The 19,007-nt window shown below is 65.2% G+C and carries 18 protein-coding genes; 9 read left to right on the forward strand and 9 right to left on the reverse strand.

What is annotated here, in order from left to right; genetic code table 11:
- Nucleotides 1-453 precede the first annotated feature (453 nt).
- Nucleotides 454-4,185: a tetratricopeptide repeat protein gene (locus OG496_RS36825; protein WP_405973949.1), complete on the forward strand. Its 3,732-nt coding sequence runs from the start codon at nucleotides 454-456 to the stop codon at nucleotides 4,183-4,185.
- A gap of 331 nt (nucleotides 4,186-4,516) precedes the next feature.
- On the opposite strand, the gene OG496_RS36830 is transcribed toward OG496_RS36825, so the two are convergent.
- From OG496_RS36830 to OG496_RS36845, 4 genes are all read right to left on the reverse strand, one after another.
- Complete coding sequence (locus tag OG496_RS36830) at nucleotides 4,517-5,368, reverse strand: helix-turn-helix domain-containing protein (protein ID WP_405973950.1); 852 nt, start codon at nucleotides 5,366-5,368, stop codon at nucleotides 4,517-4,519.
- A 24-nt stretch (nucleotides 5,369-5,392) separates the two neighbouring features.
- Nucleotides 5,393-5,920, reverse strand: a complete 528-nt coding sequence (locus OG496_RS36835) for a DUF6879 family protein (RefSeq protein WP_405976787.1) — start codon at nucleotides 5,918-5,920, stop codon at nucleotides 5,393-5,395.
- Nucleotides 5,921-6,024: 104 nt separating this feature from the next.
- Entirely contained in the window at nucleotides 6,025-7,788 is a 1,764-nt protein-coding gene (gene ltrA, locus OG496_RS36840; protein ID WP_405973360.1) for a group II intron reverse transcriptase/maturase, read from the reverse strand.
- A 599-nt stretch (nucleotides 7,789-8,387) separates the two neighbouring features.
- Nucleotides 8,388-8,654 (reverse strand): hypothetical protein, encoded by a 267-nt coding sequence (locus OG496_RS36845; protein ID WP_405973951.1) that lies wholly within the window; start codon nucleotides 8,652-8,654, stop codon nucleotides 8,388-8,390.
- A 226-nt stretch (nucleotides 8,655-8,880) separates the two neighbouring features.
- On the opposite strand from OG496_RS36845, the gene OG496_RS36850 reads away from it, so the two are divergent.
- Nucleotides 8,881-9,270, forward strand: a complete 390-nt coding sequence (locus OG496_RS36850) for a DUF6415 family natural product biosynthesis protein (protein WP_405973952.1) — start codon at nucleotides 8,881-8,883, stop codon at nucleotides 9,268-9,270.
- 23 nt (nucleotides 9,271-9,293) lie between these two features.
- Nucleotides 9,294-9,503: a hypothetical protein gene (locus OG496_RS36855; RefSeq protein WP_405973953.1), complete on the forward strand. Its 210-nt coding sequence runs from the start codon at nucleotides 9,294-9,296 to the stop codon at nucleotides 9,501-9,503.
- Between the two features lie 36 nt (nucleotides 9,504-9,539).
- On the opposite strand, the gene hisN is transcribed toward OG496_RS36855, so the two are convergent.
- A complete protein-coding gene (gene hisN, locus OG496_RS36860; RefSeq protein WP_366489757.1) occupies nucleotides 9,540-10,340 on the reverse strand; it encodes a histidinol-phosphatase in 801 nt (266 codons plus the stop codon).
- A 215-nt stretch (nucleotides 10,341-10,555) separates the two neighbouring features.
- Here hisN and OG496_RS36865 point away from each other — a divergent pair, with 215 nt between their 5' ends.
- A complete protein-coding gene (locus OG496_RS36865) occupies nucleotides 10,556-11,176 on the forward strand; it encodes a TetR/AcrR family transcriptional regulator (RefSeq protein ID WP_366489758.1) in 621 nt (206 codons plus the stop codon).
- A gap of 9 nt (nucleotides 11,177-11,185) precedes the next feature.
- Here the strand turns inward: OG496_RS36865 and OG496_RS36870 are convergent, their stop codons facing one another.
- The 4 genes from OG496_RS36870 to OG496_RS36885 all read right to left on the reverse strand — a co-directional run bounded on the left by OG496_RS36870 (nucleotide 11,186) and on the right by OG496_RS36885 (nucleotide 14,794).
- Nucleotides 11,186-11,509, reverse strand: coding sequence for a multidrug efflux SMR transporter (locus OG496_RS36870; RefSeq protein ID WP_043674501.1), 324 nt, complete (start codon nucleotides 11,507-11,509; stop codon nucleotides 11,186-11,188).
- A gap of 87 nt (nucleotides 11,510-11,596) precedes the next feature.
- Nucleotides 11,597-12,607 carry a ribosome small subunit-dependent GTPase A gene (rsgA, locus tag OG496_RS36875; RefSeq protein ID WP_318018722.1) on the reverse strand — a complete coding sequence of 337 codons (1,011 nt, stop codon included), beginning with the start codon at nucleotides 12,605-12,607 and terminating at the stop codon, nucleotides 11,597-11,599.
- A 12-nt stretch (nucleotides 12,608-12,619) separates the two neighbouring features.
- Nucleotides 12,620-13,948, reverse strand: a complete 1,329-nt coding sequence (gene aroA / locus OG496_RS36880; protein WP_405973954.1) for a 3-phosphoshikimate 1-carboxyvinyltransferase — start codon at nucleotides 13,946-13,948, stop codon at nucleotides 12,620-12,622.
- A 123-nt stretch (nucleotides 13,949-14,071) separates the two neighbouring features.
- The gene (locus OG496_RS36885; protein WP_366489761.1) at nucleotides 14,072-14,794 is read right to left on the reverse strand and encodes a M50 family metallopeptidase; all 723 of its coding nucleotides are present in this window, start codon (nucleotides 14,792-14,794) and stop codon (nucleotides 14,072-14,074) included.
- A gap of 50 nt (nucleotides 14,795-14,844) precedes the next feature.
- Here OG496_RS36885 and OG496_RS36890 point away from each other — a divergent pair, with 50 nt between their 5' ends.
- From OG496_RS36890 to OG496_RS36910, 5 genes are all read left to right on the forward strand, one after another.
- The gene (locus OG496_RS36890) at nucleotides 14,845-15,684 is read left to right on the forward strand and encodes an SOS response-associated peptidase (RefSeq protein ID WP_366489762.1); all 840 of its coding nucleotides are present in this window, start codon (nucleotides 14,845-14,847) and stop codon (nucleotides 15,682-15,684) included.
- Nucleotide 15,685: 1 nt separating this feature from the next.
- Entirely contained in the window at nucleotides 15,686-16,342 is a 657-nt protein-coding gene (locus tag OG496_RS36895) for an alpha/beta family hydrolase (protein ID WP_405973955.1), read from the forward strand.
- A gap of 236 nt (nucleotides 16,343-16,578) precedes the next feature.
- The gene (gene sigR, locus OG496_RS36900) at nucleotides 16,579-17,271 is read left to right on the forward strand and encodes an RNA polymerase sigma factor SigR (RefSeq protein WP_033282150.1); all 693 of its coding nucleotides are present in this window, start codon (nucleotides 16,579-16,581) and stop codon (nucleotides 17,269-17,271) included.
- Entirely contained in the window at nucleotides 17,268-17,570 is a 303-nt protein-coding gene (gene rsrA / locus OG496_RS36905; RefSeq protein WP_033282062.1) for a mycothiol system anti-sigma-R factor, read from the forward strand. Before sigR ends, rsrA begins: the two co-directional genes overlap by 4 nt.
- Before the next feature lie 125 nt (nucleotides 17,571-17,695).
- Nucleotides 17,696-19,003: an HD-GYP domain-containing protein gene (locus OG496_RS36910; RefSeq protein ID WP_405973956.1), complete on the forward strand. Its 1,308-nt coding sequence runs from the start codon at nucleotides 17,696-17,698 to the stop codon at nucleotides 19,001-19,003.
- Nucleotides 19,004-19,007: the final 4 nt, after the last annotated feature.

The following is a 19,007-nucleotide window of genomic DNA, read 5'->3' on the forward strand; positions in this document are numbered from 1 at the left end:
TGATCGTGTTCGTCGGTGGGGTGCGGGGTCACCCTCCACCCCGCCGACGAGCTGCACGGTTGCGGCAGGCATTGGTCGTTGCTGGTCGTCGTTGGCCACCCTCGGACGGCCCACGGACGGCCCAGCGTGGAACATCGAAGAGCCGTCTCCCACTCGCTGGGTGCGGAACGCCAAAGGGCTGTCCTCATGGTTTGGTTCTTTCGGCTGATCAAGGCTGTGACCTGCGAATGAGTCTGAGCCAGCGGCTTCGCAGGGGTGAGGTCACAGCTCATCCGTTAGAAGCCGCCGTTCCATGGCGAAGCGCGGAGGCCATGGGGGCAGCCAGCTCGCAGGGCGTTGTCGAACGGCCCGGCGAGGAGAGGATTTCCATGCAAAGGCCAACCTGCATGTGAGGGGATGTCGTAGCGTTCTCCTGTATGTACCAGGACATCGCTTGGGTCTGGGTGAGGGAACGTGGCAGAGCAGCGGATCTCGCGGCAGGAACTGATTCGACGGCAAAGACGCACTGGTTTTGTCGGACGACAGGGGCAGTTGGCTAGCTTCAAGGAAGTCTTGAGGCAGCTACCTGAGGAGTCCGTGCAGTTCCTCTTTCACATTCGAGGTCCGGCTGGCGTGGGGAAGTCCACGTTGCTGCGTCAAATGGAAAGTGCCGCCCGTGAAGCACAGGCCGTCTCATCTTACATAGATGAGACAGTTACTGACGCGGTAGAAGTCATGGAGGCCATTAGCGGACAGTTCGCACAGCAGGGCCTACCAATGAAGGCGTTCGAGAAGAGACTTGGAACCTACCGCCAGCGCCTTCATGAAGTCGATGCAACTGCTGCCACCTCGGTGGCTGGGGAATCTGCGGAGCCGACCCCATCCGCCGCCGCAGTAGTCGCCTCGAAAGTGGGGCTTGTAGGACTCGGCATGCTCCCAGGCATCGGAGCTTTCACTGGCTCAGTAGATGCACAACAGGTGGCAGCAGGAGCAATTCAGCTCAAGGCGATGCTCAGCACAAAATTCAACAGCCGTGATGACGTTCAGCTGGTTCTATCTCCTCTCCAGGAGCTAACTCCTGTCTTTCTTGAGGACCTTTCAGAAATATCGCAGCGCCGACAGTGGGTCTCGCTGTTCATCGATACCTATGAGCGCACCGGCCCAATACTAGATCCTTGGCTGCGAGCCGTTTTGCTTAGCGATAAATACGGCGAACTACCAGCGAATGTTCTAGTGGTCCTTGCCGGGCAGCCCCGTTTGGAGGAAAGGTGGTGGGGTGACTTCGCGGATGTAATCACAGATCTACCGCTCGAAGTGTTCACCGAAGCGGAAGCTCGCCAGCTCTTGGCCACTAAAGGCGTCACGGATGAACGAGTTATCGAAGTCATCCTGCAACTGTCCGGGCGGCTTCCTGTGCTGGTTTCCACCTTGGCCGAGAGTCGCCCGAGTAGCGTTGAGGAGGTAGGGGATCCTAGCGGAACGGCAGTAGAGCGATTCTTGAAATGGGAGACAGATCCTGCCCGGCGGGCAGTTGCTCTGGCCTGCGCCCTTCCTCAAGAACTAGATGAAGACATTTATCGTGCAGTCGTGGCCGATGATGCGGAGAATCTCTTCTCTTGGCTAAAGTCAATGCCATTTGTAAATTATCGCTCCGGTCAATGCCGCTATCACGATGTTGTCCGTGAAACTATGTTGCGTGTGCAACGTCAGCAGTCACCTTTGCGGTGGCAAGAAGAGCATAACAATCTTGCTGACGCGTTTAGGCGGTGGCGTATTGAGTTAGAGGGTGATGTGACTCTGGCCGGCGCTTGGTGGGACGAAGAGCAGTGGCGCACATACCAAAATCAAGAGATGTACCATCGCCTGTGTGCTAACCCTCGGACGGGTTTACTAGGAGCTCTACGTGTGCTAATTGAGGCCCACAAGCACGATATCAGTTCCCTGCGTCGCTGTGTCCGAGTGGTTCTTCAGGCTGGACGCGATACTGATTCGGCAAGGGTTAGCGATCTCGGACAACAAATGCTAAGGAGGCTAGAGGACAGAGCTACAGCGAGAATTAAGTGCCTGAGTCTTCTTCTGTCATACGATGAGCTGGCCAGTGAGGACCGAGTTCGCATCTATATTCTACGAGCCTTAAGCAAGAGGAGGTCCCAAGCAGCGGATTCCGCGGTGAGTGATTATTCTGCTGCTTTGGCTCTCGATCCGATGGCTGCGCGCGCGTATTCGGGTCGCGGACTGACGTACCAACAAATGGAACAGTATGAAGATTCCCTAGCGGATTTCGATCGCGCCCTGGAAATCGATCCCGACATCTCTAGTGTTATCAGTAGTCGCGGTTTGAGTCACTTCTTTGCTAGGAACTTTGATGAAGCGCTTGCCGACTTCGATCGTTCCATTGAACTAGACCCTGAGGGTTTGATGGCCTATGTGTTTCGAGGGCTCACATACGGCACCTTGCAACGCTTCGACGATTCTGCTGCTGACTTCAAGCGTGCGATAGAAATCGAGCCTGAAAGCCCAGGAGCATACCTCGGTCGGGGCCTCACTTACTATTCGTCCAAGCGTTACGATGATGCACTTTCCGACTTCAACCGTTTGGCCGACCTCACCCCCGATGACGTACAGGTTTTGTGTCATCGCGGCAGAACCTTTGATGCAGTTGGTCGCTTTGACGACGCGCTTACCGATTATAATCGTGCGCTCGACCTCGATCCACGAAGCGTCTCGGGTCACATTAGCCGTGGCCTGACCTATCAATCCTTGGAGCGGTACGACGACGCGCTTGCCGATTTTAGTCGTGCGCTCGACCTCGATCCACAAAGTGCCTGGGCCTATATCAATCGTGGCCTGACGCTTGCATCCTTGGAGCGGCACGACAACGCTCTTGTGGACTTCAACCGAGCTCTCGAAATAGAATCTGGCAACGCCATGTTCCATGGTAATCGTGCTGTGACGTACCGATCGTTGGAGCGGTATGACGAGGCGCTTGCCGACTTGAATCGGGCCATTGAACTAGAACCCGACATGCCTGGCCTGCTTGGTAATCGTGCTGTGACGTACCGATCGTTGGAGCGGTATGACGAGGCGCTTGCCGACTTGAATCGGGCCATTGAACTATCCCCTGATGTAGCTGGATTCTACAGTAACCGTGGTATGACGTACCGATCGTTGGAGCGGTATGACGAGGCGCTTGCCGACTTGGATCGGGCCATTGAACTAGAACCCGGCAATGCCAGCTTCTATGGCAATCGTGGTCTGGCGTACCGATCGTTGAGGCGGTATGACGAGGCGCTTGCCGACTTGAATCGGGCCAGTGAACTAGATGTAAACGACGTCGTTCTCTATACGAATCGAGCCGAACTCTATACAGATATGAGGCGGTTTGAAGACGCTCTGCTGGACATTGACCGCTGTCTCGAACTTGATCCCCGTAACGGTCGGGCATACAGCGTCCGGGGCAGTACGTACGAGGCTATGGGGCGACTGACCGACGCATTGAACGATTATGACCGGTCTCTGGAAATTGAACCCACTTATACCTGGGGTTACTGCAAGCGGGGGGATGTCTATCACGACCTAGCGCTATTCGACGAGGCTCTTGCCGATTTTGATCGCGCTCTGGAGATGGAACCCGCTGACACGTATGCGATGAGTCGGCAATGTCTAATATTTCGATTGATGGGAAGAATTGACGAGTCATTCGCAAAGTGCAGTCGTATTCTCGAAGTGGAAAGTGAGAGCAGTCAGGCCTATACAGATCAAGGCGTGGTCTACAGGCTGAAGGGTGAATATGACCAGGCTCTCGCTGCCTTCGATCGGGCCATCGAATTTGATCCTCAAAACGCTTGGGCGTACTATGAGAAGTCGGTCGTGTTGTACGCTACGCTGCATCGGGATAGAAAGAGATTCTTGATGCGCACCATTAGGGTCATAACTGAAGAGCCTGGCGGAATTGAAAAAAAGGGAAACTTGTTTCTCTCTAGCTGCCTTCTTCCTCGATGGCAGCGGGCGGAGGTGCATTTTGCTGATTTCATGTCAAGTGACCCGGTGCCTGGAATTCTTCGCCAGCTCCTAACGGCTGTTGATAGTATGGCGGTTGCAGTTCCTTCGAGGGTGCACAACCTGACCAATTTTCGTGAAAGAATCAAAGTGCGAATTCTTCAAGTTTCCAGTGAAGGCGCGCAATCTTCCCAAGGTCACGTTTAAGCTTGATGCTCGATCGGCCGGGGCTGACCTCAAGAAGTGCGAAAAAAGAGGCAGTCGGCGGTCTGGAGCTCCTAATCTGCCGTGCGTCACGCTTTGCACTGCGCCTCATACTTCTCGCCGGCAAGGCCGATGAGCTTCCGCATCCTCGGTGAGACGTTCCAGGTTGATCAATTCGTCGGGGATTTCTGCCACGACCTGGATCTTGAGTCGCCTCCGCGACAGACTCGGGGGTGTGGCTCGGGGAACGGAGAGTTCTACGGGTGTGGGCACGACGGCGGGTGGCAACCGACGATGGATGTAGAGCGACCACCGATTTGGTCAAAGGCAGGGCTCAGCGCAGGGCTTCGATGGCTTTCACAATCAGAGCGCGAGCGTCCGCACCGTACACGGCCATGCCGCGCAATCGCTTGAACGCCTTCACGTACAGGGCGATCTCGGATGGCTGGGTGACGTTCACCTCGGCGGACACAAGTTCGACGGAGACGTGCTTGTCGTCGTAGATGTGGAAGGTCTCCTCGGGCCAGTGTGTCCGGCGGATGGTCATGGGGATGACGCCGAGGGAGACGGCCGGTAGGGCGCCGGCGGTGAGGAGGTAGCCGAGTTGCGCTGCCATCGCGTCGGGGTCGGCCACCTGGGAGTGCAGGACGGCCTCCTCGATCACCACGACGAAGCGGTGTCCCTGTTCGTGAATGATGCGGGAGCGTTCGAGCCGAGCGCGCGCAGCATGCGCGCTGTCGTCGATGTCCAGGTCGTGGATGCCTGCGGCGATGCCGAGGACAGCGAGCGCGTAGCCCTCTGTCTGCAACAGTCCGGGGACGATGCTGGAGGAGTAGATCCGGAAGTTCTGGGTTTCGCGTGACGCCTGCATCCTGCTGTCCTGGATGTGGCGTAGTCCGGCGCGGACCTGGTCGCGCCATTGCCGGTACATCGATTCGGCGTTGATGGACTGCACGACGAGATCCTGCGCTTGGCTGTCCGACCCGGTTGCGGTGCACCAGCGTCGGATGTCGTTCGCGGACGGCCCGGTGAGGGAGTTCTCGATGCGTGAGGTCTTGGAGTAGTGCCAGTCGCACGCGGCAGCCAACTGCACGACCGTCAGGCCGGCTTCCTTGCGCAGGTCGCGCAGCCGGTGGGCGACGGCTTCACGTGCGGCCTGGGCAGACGAGGAGGGCGAGGCGGGCATGGGTTGGCTGCCGGTGCTTTCTGGTCAGTGGATCTGGTACTGGTCGTGCGGGATCGCGCGAGCCCATACGGACTCGAAGGACTCAGCGCACAGCTTCGTGGCGGCTGGGTCCTCGGAGATCTCGTGGCCGATCATGGCTCCGTCGCCGGAGAAGTAGCCCCACCGGATCACCTGGTCGTCGAAGAGCCAGAAGTCGTTGCCCGGCAGGGCGATGTCCGAGGCGTGTCGGCGGGGCAACCAGCGGACCTGTTCCCCGGCGTGCACGTTGACGCCGGTGGAGGCGTGTTCGTAGCGGATGTAGTCCGTGACGGGTTCGGACACGATCCGGGCGCGCCGCACCGCGACGCCGCGCGCCACGGCACGTGAGACCAGATCCACCCAGGGTGCCCAGTCCGGCGATCCGGGGTCTGTGTCGAGACGGCCGGTCTCCAGCCATGTCCGGAAGTCATCAGCCTCTGCGGCCACCCCGTAGTGATCTCGCATCTCAAGGTGCACAGCGGAGCGTGTGCAATCGTCCATGAGTTCAGCGATCGTCGGAACGATCGAGGGCAGTCGGGTAGCCGGAGCGTGTTGCCACGCTCCGGCCCCCTCAGAACCGGACGTGCGGCTGTTCACCGCATCCGGCTCAAGCGAGCCCCCAGAGCTGTTGCGCGCGTTCATGCCTGCCCGGCCCTCCTGTTGTCGCCAGAGTGATGCTGGCGATGACATTCAGCGTGTACGAGGCGGAGGTTTGTCTTCTCGTCCGAGCCGCCGTGCCGCCTATACACGAAGTGATGCTTGTGGAGCATCTTCATGGATGCCGAGAACCAGGCCGCCCACTCCCGTGGGCTGTCAGGCTCGTATTCGGCACCGGAGATCAGCGCCTGTTTGCACAGGGGGCAGATCCCCTTTTGGCGAGCTGCCAGCGTGACAGACGTCCTGTCCGCGGTTACTGGCATCCTTTTGCGCGTGCGATTCGCCCAGTACTCGGCGAGCGTCGGATCATCAGGCGAGTACCCCGCCTTGAGGCCGACGTGCCGTTCAATCTTGGTCCACCTGAGCTTGTAGAGGTACATGCCGGTTTCCCGGTCACCAAATACCCATTTGCTCTGGCGATACGAGTTGAACTGCCCGTAGTACCTTTCGGTACACCAGGTCTTCGACTTCCTCGGGTGCGTGTGTCTGGCCCATTTGAAGGTCAGCTTCCACAAGTAGTCGTCCAGATCGCGGAACGTCTTCTTGGACACACCCGACCGGTAGTAGGTGGCCCATCCCCGAAGAATCGGGTTGAGCCACTTCACCACGGCCATCACGTTAGACCCTCGGTGGGCCAACATCTCGTCGCGGAGCCTTTTCCGGAACCTCTTGACAGCGGACTTGCTCGGCTTCGTGAGCAGTTTCCCGTTGTAGCGGCGAACGTTGAACCCGAGAAAGTCAAATCCCTCTTCGAGGTGGACAACGCGCGTCTTTTCCTCGTTGAAGGACAGCCCTCTCGGCTCCAGCCACCCGGCCAAGTCATCCTTGACCCGATACGCCTGACTCTCGCTGTGACAGAACACGGCGAAGTCGTCGGCGTACCGCACAAGCACCGGCGCGTCCCTCCGCTGCCACAACGTGGCACCTTCGAGGCAACCGGCGGCTGCACTCATCCCGTGAAGAGCGATGTTCAACAACAACGGGCTCACCACGCCACCCTGCGGAGTTCCCTCCTCAGTAGGCGCGAACCGCATGTTCTCCATGATCCCTGACTTGAGCCATCCACGGATCATTCCCCTACCAGGGAAGTGGCCAAGGTTCGTCATCAGGTGCTCATGGTCGATCCGGTCAAATGCCGATGCCAGGTCAGCGTCGAGAACCCACAGCCGCCGTGCCCGTCTCTGGGCCACCGTGCTGAAGATGTTCGTGATCGCGTCGTGGCACCCTCGTCCGGGGCGGAAGCCGAAACTCCGAGCCTCGAAACGAGCTTCCCACTCGGGTTCCAGCGCATTCTTGACCATGGCCTGGCGGGCACGGTCGCACATGACTGGGATTCCCAGCGGGCGTCGCTTTCCGTTCGCTTTGGGAATGTACACGCGCCGTACGGGGCGAGCATGGTCGATGGCGGGTTTGGCTGCCAGCTCGGCCACCATCCGTCCTCGCTCCTTCGGAGTCAGGGCGGTTTCACCATCGATGCCGGCCGTCCGGCGTCCGGAACTCAACTGGGCCACCCTCTTCACGCTTACCTGCACGTTGGAGTGGGATCGCAGCATGAGTTTCTGCAAGTTTCGGACTCTCTTCAAGTCCCCTTCGCGCGTAGCTGTGAAGATGCGCTGCCGCAGTCGCCGTACCGACGCTTCGGCCTTGGCCCAGTCGATGCTGTTCCATGCCTGCGTGTGGTCTTCGGGTCCGTTCGCCAGAGCAGGCCGGACAGTTGCTCCTGTCCTCGTTCCTGAACTCGGCATCTAACTTGCCCCTCAGTTCTGGTTTCCAGATAGCTGATCTTCACAGGCTCACCTGATCCGCGTGGGCTCCCTTTCGGGCCGGGCACAGGCCCGTATCCGACGGGTTATGCGGGGAGGATTGTCCGCCCCGGTTTCCCCTGGGCTTTCGCCCTGTCGGCATTCGCTTCTCGGATCATCCTGTCCTGCTGGAGAGTTGGGCCTTCGTTGCCTCCGGCTTACCGTGGTCCTCACGGACTCCAACAGGGTTTCCACGTTCCGCTCCAGTGAGATGCGGCTGGGGTGGGCGCCCTCTTTACCCCGGAACCTGCGGTGTCCACTCCCGCTTATGCGAAGACGCGGGATCGCATAGCACTCTTCCGTGCTCGGGTTCTATAGCCGCCAACTGCTCTGCCATCCGCGCGACTTGGAAGTAACGAGGCGTCATCAAGGGTTCACTCACGTTCGCCCGTCCAGCCTTCCCCTTCGCCTGTGGCTGCCCGATGGCCAGGCTGCTCTTGGACTTTTCCGCTCGGCTTCACACCCCGCCGTTGCCAGCGACGCATGCGAACGTGGGGACGGACCTTGGACACCGGTCCGGGGCGGTTACCTCCTCCTCTCACTCATCCACTCAGCTGGAGCGACCTCGTGTCGCACTCGCACGCCTCCCTGATCATGTGCACCATCCTGGCAGGGATGCGGATGACGGCCTCGTCCACCGGAATGCCGATGGCATGACCTGGTACTTCGAACGCGGCGCATTCTGCTTCGAGTTGAGGGTCGGGCTTCCATCCCTGGAAGACGAGTTCGCCCTTCTCCTGGTCGATCCACACGGTCGGTGAGTCCGCGGTCTTGGTTTCGGGGTCGATCCCGATGAACCGTAGCGACATGACTGTCTCCATCCATGAGATGTGCAGTTCTTTGCGACACGTTCCGGCAGTCGACGTAGCTGGTCAAGAGAGCGAAATCGCCAAGCTCCATGGCAGGTTGGCATGAGTGCAAAGATCTGCACATTGCTGGCATTGGCGTCCATCGCGCTCCTAGCTTCAAGAGGCACGACGAGACCCGGCGACCACGCGAACGGCCCCGGGCGTGGCCGACTGGGCAGGGGTCGACATGGCGAACCGCACCACCGCGGCATCCGAAGGTACTGAGCGTCGGCAAGCCGATCGCCCTGACATCACCGTCATGCGCGAGACCGCGCAGATTCTGCTGGACCCAGACGCCGTGGCGCTGCCCCCAACGGCTGATGAGCTGGAGACGCTGACGCAGATGATTCGGGGCCACCTGGAGCTGCTCATCCCCGAGGTCGAGCAGTCCGTCAGGCGGTTGAAGAAGGAAAGCGTCCCTCGGTACTGCGCGCTTGCTTGTGTAGGTGAGGCGAGGGGGAAGCTCCGTGCCGAGCCGAACCGCAGATTCGGCGGCGAAGTCGGCTATGCCCGGCGCTTGGCACGCATCTTGAATGCTTTGTGCGACCACTACGAGAACCTCGGCGAGCGTCCCTGACCGCAGCTATCGACGACACTTCGATGCGCTCCGCCGAGTGCGCGCCGGCTGCCCAGGACGGCTACCAGGAACTGCACCTCGAATGCCGCCAGACCAAGGACATCCCACTGCCCCACGGGGCCGGCCTGGTCCTGGTACGACGCTGTGCCTGTCCCTGCCACACGCCTATGGCGGGTGCGTTCGAGGTCGGCTCGAAGACCGATGACTGCCTCACGACGGTTCAGGAGCCCTGAGGAAGGCGAATCGATCAGGTCAGGCCGCAAGCGAGGTCAGTACCGCTGGTTGAGATACCCCAGGAACTCGTCGTGCAGGATGCCGTTCGACGCGGCCGCGTTGCCGCTGTGCGGGCCCGGGCGGCCGTCGAGGCCCGTGAAGGTGCCGCCTGCCTCGGTGACGATGATCGCGGTCGCGGCCATGTCCCACAGGGAGAGTTCGGGTTCGGCGCAGATGTCGACCGAGCCCTCGGCGACCATCATGTAGGGCCAGAAGTCGCCGTACGCGCGCGTGCGCCACACCTCGCGGGTCAGGTCGAGGAAGCCGCCCAGGCGGCCCTGGTCCTCCCAGCCGGTGAGCGAGGAGTACGCGAAGGAGGCGTCCGTCAGCTTCGAGACCTGGGAGACGCGCAGCCGGGACGCGGAGGACAGGCTGCGGCCGGTGTAGGCGCCGTGGCCCTTCGCGGCCCACCAGCGGCGGCCGAGCGCGGGCGCGGAGACCAGGCCGACGACGGGCTGGTAGCCGCCCTCCGCCGCCTCCGTGAGGGAGATCAGCGTGGCCCAGACCGGGACGCCGCGTACGTAGTTCTTGGTGCCGTCGATCGGGTCGATCACCCAGCGGCGCGGGCCGGTGCCCTCGATGCCGAACTCCTCGCCGAGGACCGCGTCACGCGGGCGTGCGCGCTGCAGATGACCGCGGATGACTTCCTCGGCCGCCTTGTCCGCCTCGGTCACCGGAGTCATGTCCGGCTTGGTCTCGACCTTGAGATCGAGCGCCTTGAACCGCGCGGTCGTCGCTGCGTCGGCGGCGTCCGCGAGGACGTGGGCGAGGCGCAGGTCATCGTGATAGTCGGCCATGCGTGAACCGTATCTTCAGGGGTCGCGCCGGGGCTACAGGGTCCGGTGGGCGAAACGGGAGGTGGGGGACCATCGCGTCCCTCCCTGAGCGGCACTCTTCCGTCAACTCCCGCGCGCAATGGCCGAAGTGCGCCCCCCGGCACCGCCGCGAACCCTTGACAGTGCCCCCGTGCGCGTCAAATCTGGGCGCAGAGCCGCTCGCCCCCGGGAGGCGAATGATGCCTGCAGCGCGGGAATCCCTGCTGGACGCCGCCTATACGGCGCTGGCGCGCCGGTCGTGGTCCACCGTACGGATGGTGGACGTGGCCGCTGCCGCCGGAGTGTCCCGGCAGACGCTGTACAACGAGTTCGGCAGCAAGGAGGGGCTCGCGCGGGCGCTGGTCAGAAGGGAGGCCGACGGGTATCTCGTCGGTGTCGAGCGGGCGCTCGGCAGTCACAACGACGCCCGCGAGCGGCTGACCGCGACCGCCGAGTGGACCACGTCGGCGGCCCGCGAGAACGCGCTGGTACGGGCGATGCTCACCGGCTGCTGGAGCGAACGGCTGCCCTCGCCGACCCTGTCCGCGGTGCCGTCCTCCTCCGCCGTACCGGCACAGCGACGGGCCGACGGGCCGCTGCCCTCACCCGGTGACTTCGTGGCCGTCGTCCGTGACCGTGCCGTGGCGGCGCTCGCCGGACCCGGGGCGGCCAAGCCGGACACCGCCGACCTGGCCCGGTCCTGCGAACTCGTCGTACGGCTGGCGCTGTCCTGTGTGGCGGCACCGCCGGGGGAGGGCGGGGTCGGTGAACTGGTGCGCGGTGCGCTGACACCGACCCATCGGATCCTGGGTGCCTGACGGACCTGCTCAGTGCGCGGAGCCCGACAGCTGGAGTCCGATCACCCCGACGATGACGAAGCTGATCGACACGAGCTTCAGTGTCGACACGAGGTCGCCCAGGAAGGCCATCCCGTAGATCGCGGTGCCGGCCGCGCCGATGCCGGTCCACACGGCGTACGCGGGCCCCACGTCGAGTTTCTTCAGGGAGAGGGTGAGCAGGCCGAAGCTGCCCAGGGCGAAGGAGCAGAAGGCGACCGTCGGCCACAGGCGCGTGAAGCCGTGGGACAGCTTCAGGCACACGGCGAACCCGGTCTCCAGAATTCCGGCCACGACAACCAGCAGCCACGCCATTGTGCTGTCCTCCCGTTTGTCCGGCTCGGTGCGATTATGCACTTACCGAACTTGAGTCCCCACAAACACGCGGTGGTCAGGCGGTGATCAGTCGCCCTCGGTTCGCTCCCGGGTCGCCAGCAGCCGCCGTAGCGAGTACAGCCGCTGCGGGTCCGCGTGGCCGTCGGCCACCCACTGGTCCAGGGCGCAGTCCGGCTCGTCGTGGCTGCAGGCGCGCGGGCAGTTCTCCGTGCCCGGTTCCAGGTCGGGGAACGCCTTGATGACCCGGGACGGGTCCACGTGGTGCAGGCCGAAGGAACGGACGCCCGGGGTGTCGACGACCCAGCCGGAGTCGTCGGGCAGCGGGATCATGCGCGCCGAGGTCGTGGTGTGCCGGCCGCGGCCGGTGACGGCGTTGACGATGCCGGTGCTGCGCCGCCGCTCCAGCGAGACCAGCGCGTTGACGAGGGTCGTCTTGCCGACACCGGAGTGGCCGACGAACGCCGTGATCTTGCCGTCCAGTTGCTTGCGGACCCGCTCCACCGCGGTGCCGTTCTCCAGCTCCTCGCGGCTCGTGACGACATAGGGGACGCCCAACGCGCCGTACATCTCCAGGAGTTCGTCGGGCGATGCCAGGTCCGACTTGGTCAGGACGAGCAGCGGGTCGAGGCCGCCGTCGTAGGCCGCGACCAGGCAGCGGTCGATGAGGCGGGGGCGCGGCTCGGGGTCGGCGAGGGCGGTGACGATGGCGAGCTGGTCGGCGTTGGCGACGACCACGCGCTCGTACGGGTCGTCGTCGTCGGCCGTGCGGCGCAGCACGGAGGTGCGCGGCTCGATGCGGATGATGCGGGCGAGGGTGTCCTTGTCGCCGGAGAGGTCGCCGATGATGCCGACGCGGTCCCCGACCACCGCCGCCTTCCGGCCCAGTTCACGGGCCTTGACGGCCATCACGACCCGGTCCTCGACCAGGCACGTCAGCCGGCCCCGGTCGACGGTGACGACCATGCCCTCGACCGCCTCCTCGTGCTTGGGGCGGATGTTCGTGCGCGGCCGGTTGCCCTTGCGGTTCGGGCGCTGGCGGATGTCGTCCTCGTCGGTGTTCTTGCCGTAGCGACGCATGGCGTGTGTCCCCTACGCCCCGTCGCTCCCGAGCATCCCGGTCCACAGGTCGGGGAAGTCCGGAAGGGTTTTCGCCGTCGTCGCCACGTTCTTGATCTGCACACCCTCGACCGCGAGGCCGATGATCGCGCCCGCGGTGGCCATGCGGTGGTCCTCGTAGGTGTGGAAGATCCCGCCGTGCAGGCGGCGCGGGCGGATGTGCAGACCGTCGGCGGTCTCGGTCACGTCACCGCCCAGCTCGTTGATCTCCTTGGTGAGCGCGGCAAGCCGGTCGGTCTCGTGCAGGCGCAGGTGGGAGACGCCCCGCAGGGTCGAGGGGGAGTCGGCGAGTGCCGCTACGGCCGCGATGCCGGGGGTCAGTTCGCCGACCTCGCCCAGGTCCACGTCGATGCCGTGGATCGCACCCGAACCGGTGAACTCCAGCCCGTACTCGGTCAGTTCGCAGGAACCGCCCATCTCGGTGAAGATCTGCCGCAGGCGGTCACCGGGCTGGGTCGTCCGCGCCGGCCAGTCCGGTACGACGACCTTGCCGCCGGCCACGAGCGCCGCCGCGAGGAACGGCTGGGCGTTGGACAGATCCGGCTCGACGGTCAGGTCCCGGCCGAGCAGCGCGCCCGGGGTCACCCGCCAGACGTTGGGCTCGCCGCCGGACTCCGGGGTGTCCACCTGGGCACCGACCGCGCGCAGCATGTCGACCGTCATCCGGATGTGCGGCATCGAGGGGAGCGAGGAGCCGATGTGGCGGACCTCAACGCCCTGGTTGAAGCGCGGGCCGGAGAGCAGGAGGGCGCTCACGAACTGGGATGACGAGGACGCGTCGATCTCTACGGGGCCGCCGTCCAGCGCGCCCCCGCCGTGCACCGTCAGGGGCAGCGCGCCCCGGCCGTCGTCGTCGATCCGGGCGCCGAGGACGCGGAGGGCGTCGATCACGCCGTGCAGGGGGCGTTCGTACGAGCGCGGGTCGCCGTCGAAGCGAATGGGGCCGTCGGCCAGGGCAGCGACGGGAGGCAGGAAGCGCATCACCGTGCCCGCGTTGCCGACGTCGACCGTGGCCGGGCCGTGCAGGCCCGAGGGGATGACCCGCCAGAACTCTCCGGAGCCCTTTTCCGTGCCCACGCCCTCCTCGATGCCCACGCCCATCGCGCGCAGGGCGGCTGCCATGAGGAGGGTGTCCCGGGAGCGGAGGGGGCGGCGCAGCCAGCCGGGTTCGCTGGCGAGGGCTGCGAGTACCAGAGCGCGGTTGGTGACGGACTTGGACCCCGGGACGTGGACCGTCGCGGCGACGGCTCCGGCGGCGGTGGGGGCGGGCCAGAGGGCGGTTTGTGAGTCGTTCGGGGCCATGGCCCCACTGTATAAGTAGGCCGTCTGTCGAGTGCCGCGCCGTTGGGGCTGGTCGCGCCCGCGCGGCGGAGCCGCAGACAGATACAGCCCCGCGCCCTAGTGACTCGCCCCTTCGGGGGCTTGTCACAGCTCCAGCAGCCAGCGTCCCCCGCCTATCAGCGAGCACAGGGACACCAGGTGGAACAGAAAGAACCACAAGCCTGCCGGTACGTGGGTCAGGCGGGCCAGTTGGTCGGCGTCCGAGTCGCCTGCGCCGCCCCGCGCCCTCTTCGCCTGGAGCTCGAATGCGGGGCGTACGCCACCCAGCAACAAGAACCACACCACCGCGTACGCGAAGGCCGCCTGCACCTGGGGACCCGTCAGCCAGGACACGAGCAGGAAGGCCGCGCCGCTGAGGATGACCGTGAGGGCGCCGTAGGCGTTGCGGATCATGACCAGCATGGCTATCAGGAGGAGGGTCGACAGCCACAGGAGGAGGGTGATGTGGCCGGCGCCCAGGAGGGCCGCGCCGCCCAGACCCAGGAGCGGGGGAGCGGTGTAGCCGGCGGCCGCCGTGAGGATCATGCCGAGGCCGTGCGGCTTGCCGCGGCTGACCGTGAGGCCGCTGGTGTCGGAGTGGAGGCGGATGCCGGTGAGGGTGCGGCCGGTGAGCAGGGCCACCAGGCCGTGGCCGCCCTCGTGGGCGATGGTGATGGCATTGCGGGAGAGGCGCCACAGGCTGTGCGGGACCACCACGGCCAGGGCGGCGACCAGGGTGGCGATCACCACCCACAGGTCGGGGTCCGGCTGGCTGCCGAAGACCTCGTCCCACAGGGCGGTGATCGAAGGGATTGCGGTGCTGTCCATGGGTGGCGGAGGCTCCCGTAGGTCTCGTCGAATCTGGCAGTCTGGCACGTATGTGCGGACGGTATGCAGCGAGTCGTGGGCCCGAGGATCTCGCAGGAGTCTTTGAGATCGAGAAGTGGGAGCCCGAGGAGGCTTTGGCCCCCGACTACAACGTGGCCCCGACCAAAGAGGTCTATGCAGTCCTCGACCGTCCACTTAGAGACGCGGACGCTGCATCTGCTAGTTCCTCCGTCACGGGTGAGCCGGTTCGCCAGCTCCGTCGGCTCAAGTGGGGGCTCGTGCCGAGCTGGTCGAAGACGCCCGAGGGCGGCGCGCGGATGATCAACGCCCGTGCGGAGACCGTGCACGAGAAGCCGTCGTACCGTCGCGCCTTCTCCACCCGGCGCTGCATCATCCCCGCCGACGGCTACTACGAGTGGGTCACCGCCAAGGACGAGCGGGAACTGGAGGTCGAGGGCAGGAAGAAGCGGCAGCGCAAGCAGCCGTACTTCGTGCTGCCCGCCGACGGGTCGGTCTTCGCGATGGCCGGGCTGTACGAGTTCTGGCGGGACCGGACCCTGCCCGACGACCATCCGCTGGCCTGGTGGGTCACCTGCTCGGTGATCACCACCGAGGCGGAGACGACCCCGCTGGCGGGGCCCCCGGCCGAGGGGCCGCACGCGCTGGCCGACATCCACCCCCGGATGCCCCTGATGCTCACCCCGGACCGCTGGGACTCCTGGCTCGACCCGTCCCGCACCGACCCGGACGACCTGCGCGAGCTGCTCGCGCCGCCGCCCGCCGGGCTGTTGCGCGCGTACCCGGTGTCCACGGCCGTGAGCAACGTCCGCAACAACGGGCCGGAGCTGCTGAAGGAGCTGGAGGGGCCCGAGGAGGGCACACTCTTCTGATGTGACTTCCAGCGCGACTTCCCATGTGACTTCCGGCGAGATCATCGAGACCGACGCGGGGGACGCCCGCGTCACCTGGCACCCGGCCAAGAAGGCGCGGCTCGTCCTCGCCGTCAGTCACGGCGCCGGTGGCGGCATCGAGGCGCGGGATCTCCAGGTCCTCGCCGCTGCACTCCCCGCGCACGGCGTCACCGTCGCACTCGTCGAGCAGCCGTGGCGGGTCGCGGGAAAGAAAGTGGCGCCCGCGCCGAAGACGCTCGACATCGGTTGGCGGGGGATCTGGCCGGCCGTCGCGAAGCCCGGCCTGCCGGTGATCTCCGGGGGCCGTAGCGCCGGGGCCCGCGTGGCCTGTCGTACGGCTACGGAGCTGGGCGCGGCCGCCGTCCTCGCCCTGAGTTTTCCGCTGCATCCGCCGGGCAGGCCCGAGAAGTCGCGGGCCGGTGAACTGCTCGGCGCCGGGGTGCCCACGCTCGTCGTGCAGGGCGGGAACGACCCCTTCGGGAAACCGGCGGAGTTCCCGAAGGGAGACTTCGGGCTGGTCGAGGTGCCGTACGGCGATCACGGGTTCGCGGTGCCGAAGCGGGCGGAGATCGGGCAGGACGAGGCGCTGGAGATCATCGCGGGGCGCGTGGTGGAGTGGACTCGAACACTCGGGTGAGGGGCGGGAATGCCGGGGCCCTTACCACTGTTGAGGCGGACATAGACAGTCGTAGAAAGGAAGTCCGCCGCATGGGTTCGACCTTCTGCCCGAGCCGCAACAGCCGCACTGACCTGGACTGGACTGTGCTGCGTGCGGCCAAGGCCACCCCTATTGGGGCGGCGGGCGGACCGGATCGTCGTCTATCCTCCGATTCTGGTGGCATCGGTTTCGAGGCCACCCGGAATCTTGAGGAGGTGGGTCCGGTTCCCGGTACCGACGCAGGGACCGAACACGGCCAGGCGGAGCAGCCCGAGGGCCAGGGCACGAGCGAGGTCACAGCGGAATCGACCTCGGAGCGCAGTGCGCGCTTCGAGCGGGACGCGCTCGAATTCCTCGACCAGATGTACTCGGCCGCGCTGCGCATGACGCGAAACCCGGCCGACGCCGAGGACCTGGTGCAGGAGACGTACGCGAAGGCGTACGCGTCCTTCCACCAGTTCCGTGAGGGCACCAACCTCAAGGCGTGGCTGTACCGGATTCTCACCAACACGTTCATCAACTCGTACCGCAAGAAGCAGCGTGAACCCCAGCGCTCCGCGGCCGAGGAGATCGAGGACTGGCAGCTCGCGCGCGCCGAGTCGCACATGTCGACGGGTCTGCGCTCCGCCGAGTCGCAGGCGCTCGACCACCTGCCCGACTCGGACGTGAAGGAAGCGCTCCAGGCGATCCCCGAGGAATTCCGCATCGCCGTCTATCTCGCGGACGTCGAGGGCTTTGCGTACAAGGAGATCGCGGACATCATGGGGACACCCATCGGTACGGTGATGTCCCGGCTGCACCGCGGCCGTCGTCAACTGCGCGGCATGCTTGAGGACTACGCGCGTGACCGCGGACTGGTCCCGGCCGGCGCCGGAGAGTCGAACGAAGCGAAAGGCTCGGGCTCATGAGCTGCGGAGAGCCGCACGAAACGGACTGCAGTGAGGTCCTCGACCATCTCTACGAGTTCCTCGACAGCGAGATGCCGGACGTGGACCGCGCCAAGTTCAAGCAGCACTTCACGGAGTGCTCGCCGTGCCTGGAGAAGTACGGGCTCGAAGAGGCCGTGAAGAAGCTGGTCAAGCGGTGCTGCGGTCAGGACGACGTGCCGACCGACCTGCGGGCCAAGGTCCTGGGGCGGCTCGATCTGATCCGTTCCGGGCAGGCCGTGCCCGAGCACGACCTGACGGCCGCCCCCCAGGAGTCCTGACCGTTTCCTGAACGGGCGATCGTCACTCGAACGTGCTAATTCGCGGGTGATACGCCCGCGACCCTCCCCCGACCGCCCTAGGCTCCTCGGCCTGGACAGGCATGGTCGGGGGAAGGGCGTCAGCCATGGAGGCGACACCGGCACGGGCACGTGCGTACGTCGTCTGTGTCGTCGCGGCCGCCCTGTGGTGTCTGCTTCCGCTGCCGGCCGTCCACACACCCTGGTGGGCGGTCGCACTGCTGGCCGCGCTCTACGCCGGCTGCGAGCAGGTCGCCCGGCGCCGCTTCGCCGGCACCTTCTACCCGGTGCTGCTCGCGGCGGCCTTCCTCCTCCCGCCCCCCGCCGCCGCGCTCGTGCCGCTGCCGGGGGCGCTGTTCTCCCGCGTCGAGCAGGGCTCGCCCTGGCTGCGGCGCGGCTGGCGGGCCGCGCAGCTCGCGCTGGGCGTGTGGGCGGCGGCACGGGTGCACTGGGCGCTGGGCGGGCGGAACGCCGTCGTCGCGTCCGACTTCCCGTACGCGCTGGTCCCCGCCCTGGCCGCCGTCCTCGCCTTCTGCCTGGTCCTCACCGTGCTCGACGGCGGGATTCTCGCGCTGGCCGAGCGGATGCCCGTACGACGGGCCTGGCGAGGGCTGTTCCTACGGTCCCTGGCGCCCATCGGCGTGCACGGGCTCGCCGGGCTGATGATGGCCGTCCTGTGGCGCAGTCCCTACGGCCCCGTCGCCGCGCTGCTCGTGCTGCTGCCGATGGGGGTGTCCTGGTGGGTGTTCGCCCAGTACCACCAGGAACGCGCCGCCCATCAGGCCACGATCCGCGCTCTCGTCCAGGCCGTCGACATCAAGGACGGGTACACCCGCGGGCACAGTGAGCGGGTCGGGCAGGCGTCGATGATGATCGCGCGCGAGCTGGGCATGGACGACTCACGGGTGGAGGTGCTGCGCTTCGCCGGGATCCTGCACGACGTCGGGAAGCTGGGCGTCCCCACGCGCTTGCTGCGCAAGGACGGGCCGCTCACTCCCGAGGAGCGGCGGGTGATCGAACTGCATCCCGAGTACGGGCACGAGATGGTGCGGGGCATCGGTTTCCTGGGCGAGGCCCGTGCGGCTGTCCTGCACCACCACGAACGGTTGGACGGGAGCGGGTATCCGTACGGCCTGTTGGGGAGTCAGATCCCGGAGTCCGCACGGGTAGTTGCTGTGGCCGACGCCTTCGACGCGATGACGTCCACGAGGTCCTACCGGAGGGCTCGGCCGGTGTCTGCCGCGCTGGAGGAGTTGTCGCGCTGTGCCGGCACGCAGTTCGACCCGTTGATGGTGCGGGCGCTGGTGCGGGCGCTTGGGCGGTGTGGATGGCATCCGGCGGTGACTGCCGACGAGGTCCAGTCGTCCATTGTCTTCCCACCCACCCCGCCCGTTTCCACTGTGCTGAGGGGCTGACGAA

This window comes from Streptomyces sp. NBC_00988 (genome assembly GCF_045162645.1).
Lineage (GTDB): Bacteria > Actinomycetota > Actinomycetes > Streptomycetales > Streptomycetaceae > Streptomyces.

Excerpts from the sequence above, each read along its gene's own strand:
- OG496_RS36870 (WP_043674501.1), bottom strand. The coding sequence starts at position 11,509 with ATGGCGTGGCTGCTGGTTGTCGTGGCCGGAATTCTGGAGACCGGGTTC.
- OG496_RS36885 (WP_366489761.1), bottom strand. The coding sequence starts at position 14,794 with ATGGACAGCACCGCAATCCCTTCGATCACCGCCCTGTGGGACGAGGTC.
- OG496_RS36855 (WP_405973953.1), top strand. The coding sequence starts at position 9,294 with ATGCGCTCCGCCGAGTGCGCGCCGGCTGCCCAGGACGGCTACCAGGAA.
- OG496_RS36850 (WP_405973952.1), top strand. The coding sequence starts at position 8,881 with ATGGCGAACCGCACCACCGCGGCATCCGAAGGTACTGAGCGTCGGCAA.
- OG496_RS36865 (WP_366489758.1), top strand. The coding sequence starts at position 10,556 with ATGATGCCTGCAGCGCGGGAATCCCTGCTGGACGCCGCCTATACGGCG.
- ltrA (WP_405973360.1), bottom strand. The coding sequence starts at position 7,788 with ATGCCGAGTTCAGGAACGAGGACAGGAGCAACTGTCCGGCCTGCTCTG.
- OG496_RS36845 (WP_405973951.1), bottom strand. The coding sequence starts at position 8,654 with ATGTCGCTACGGTTCATCGGGATCGACCCCGAAACCAAGACCGCGGAC.
- OG496_RS36890 (WP_366489762.1), top strand. The coding sequence starts at position 14,845 with ATGTGCGGACGGTATGCAGCGAGTCGTGGGCCCGAGGATCTCGCAGGA.
- OG496_RS36830 (WP_405973950.1), bottom strand. The coding sequence starts at position 5,368 with ATGCCCGCCTCGCCCTCCTCGTCTGCCCAGGCCGCACGTGAAGCCGTC.
- rsrA (WP_033282062.1), top strand. The coding sequence starts at position 17,268 with ATGAGCTGCGGAGAGCCGCACGAAACGGACTGCAGTGAGGTCCTCGAC.
- aroA (WP_405973954.1), bottom strand. The coding sequence starts at position 13,948 with ATGGCCCCGAACGACTCACAAACCGCCCTCTGGCCCGCCCCCACCGCC.
- hisN (WP_366489757.1), bottom strand. The coding sequence starts at position 10,340 with ATGGCCGACTATCACGATGACCTGCGCCTCGCCCACGTCCTCGCGGAC.
- OG496_RS36910 (WP_405973956.1), top strand. The coding sequence starts at position 17,696 with ATGGAGGCGACACCGGCACGGGCACGTGCGTACGTCGTCTGTGTCGTC.
- rsgA (WP_318018722.1), bottom strand. The coding sequence starts at position 12,607 with ATGCGTCGCTACGGCAAGAACACCGACGAGGACGACATCCGCCAGCGC.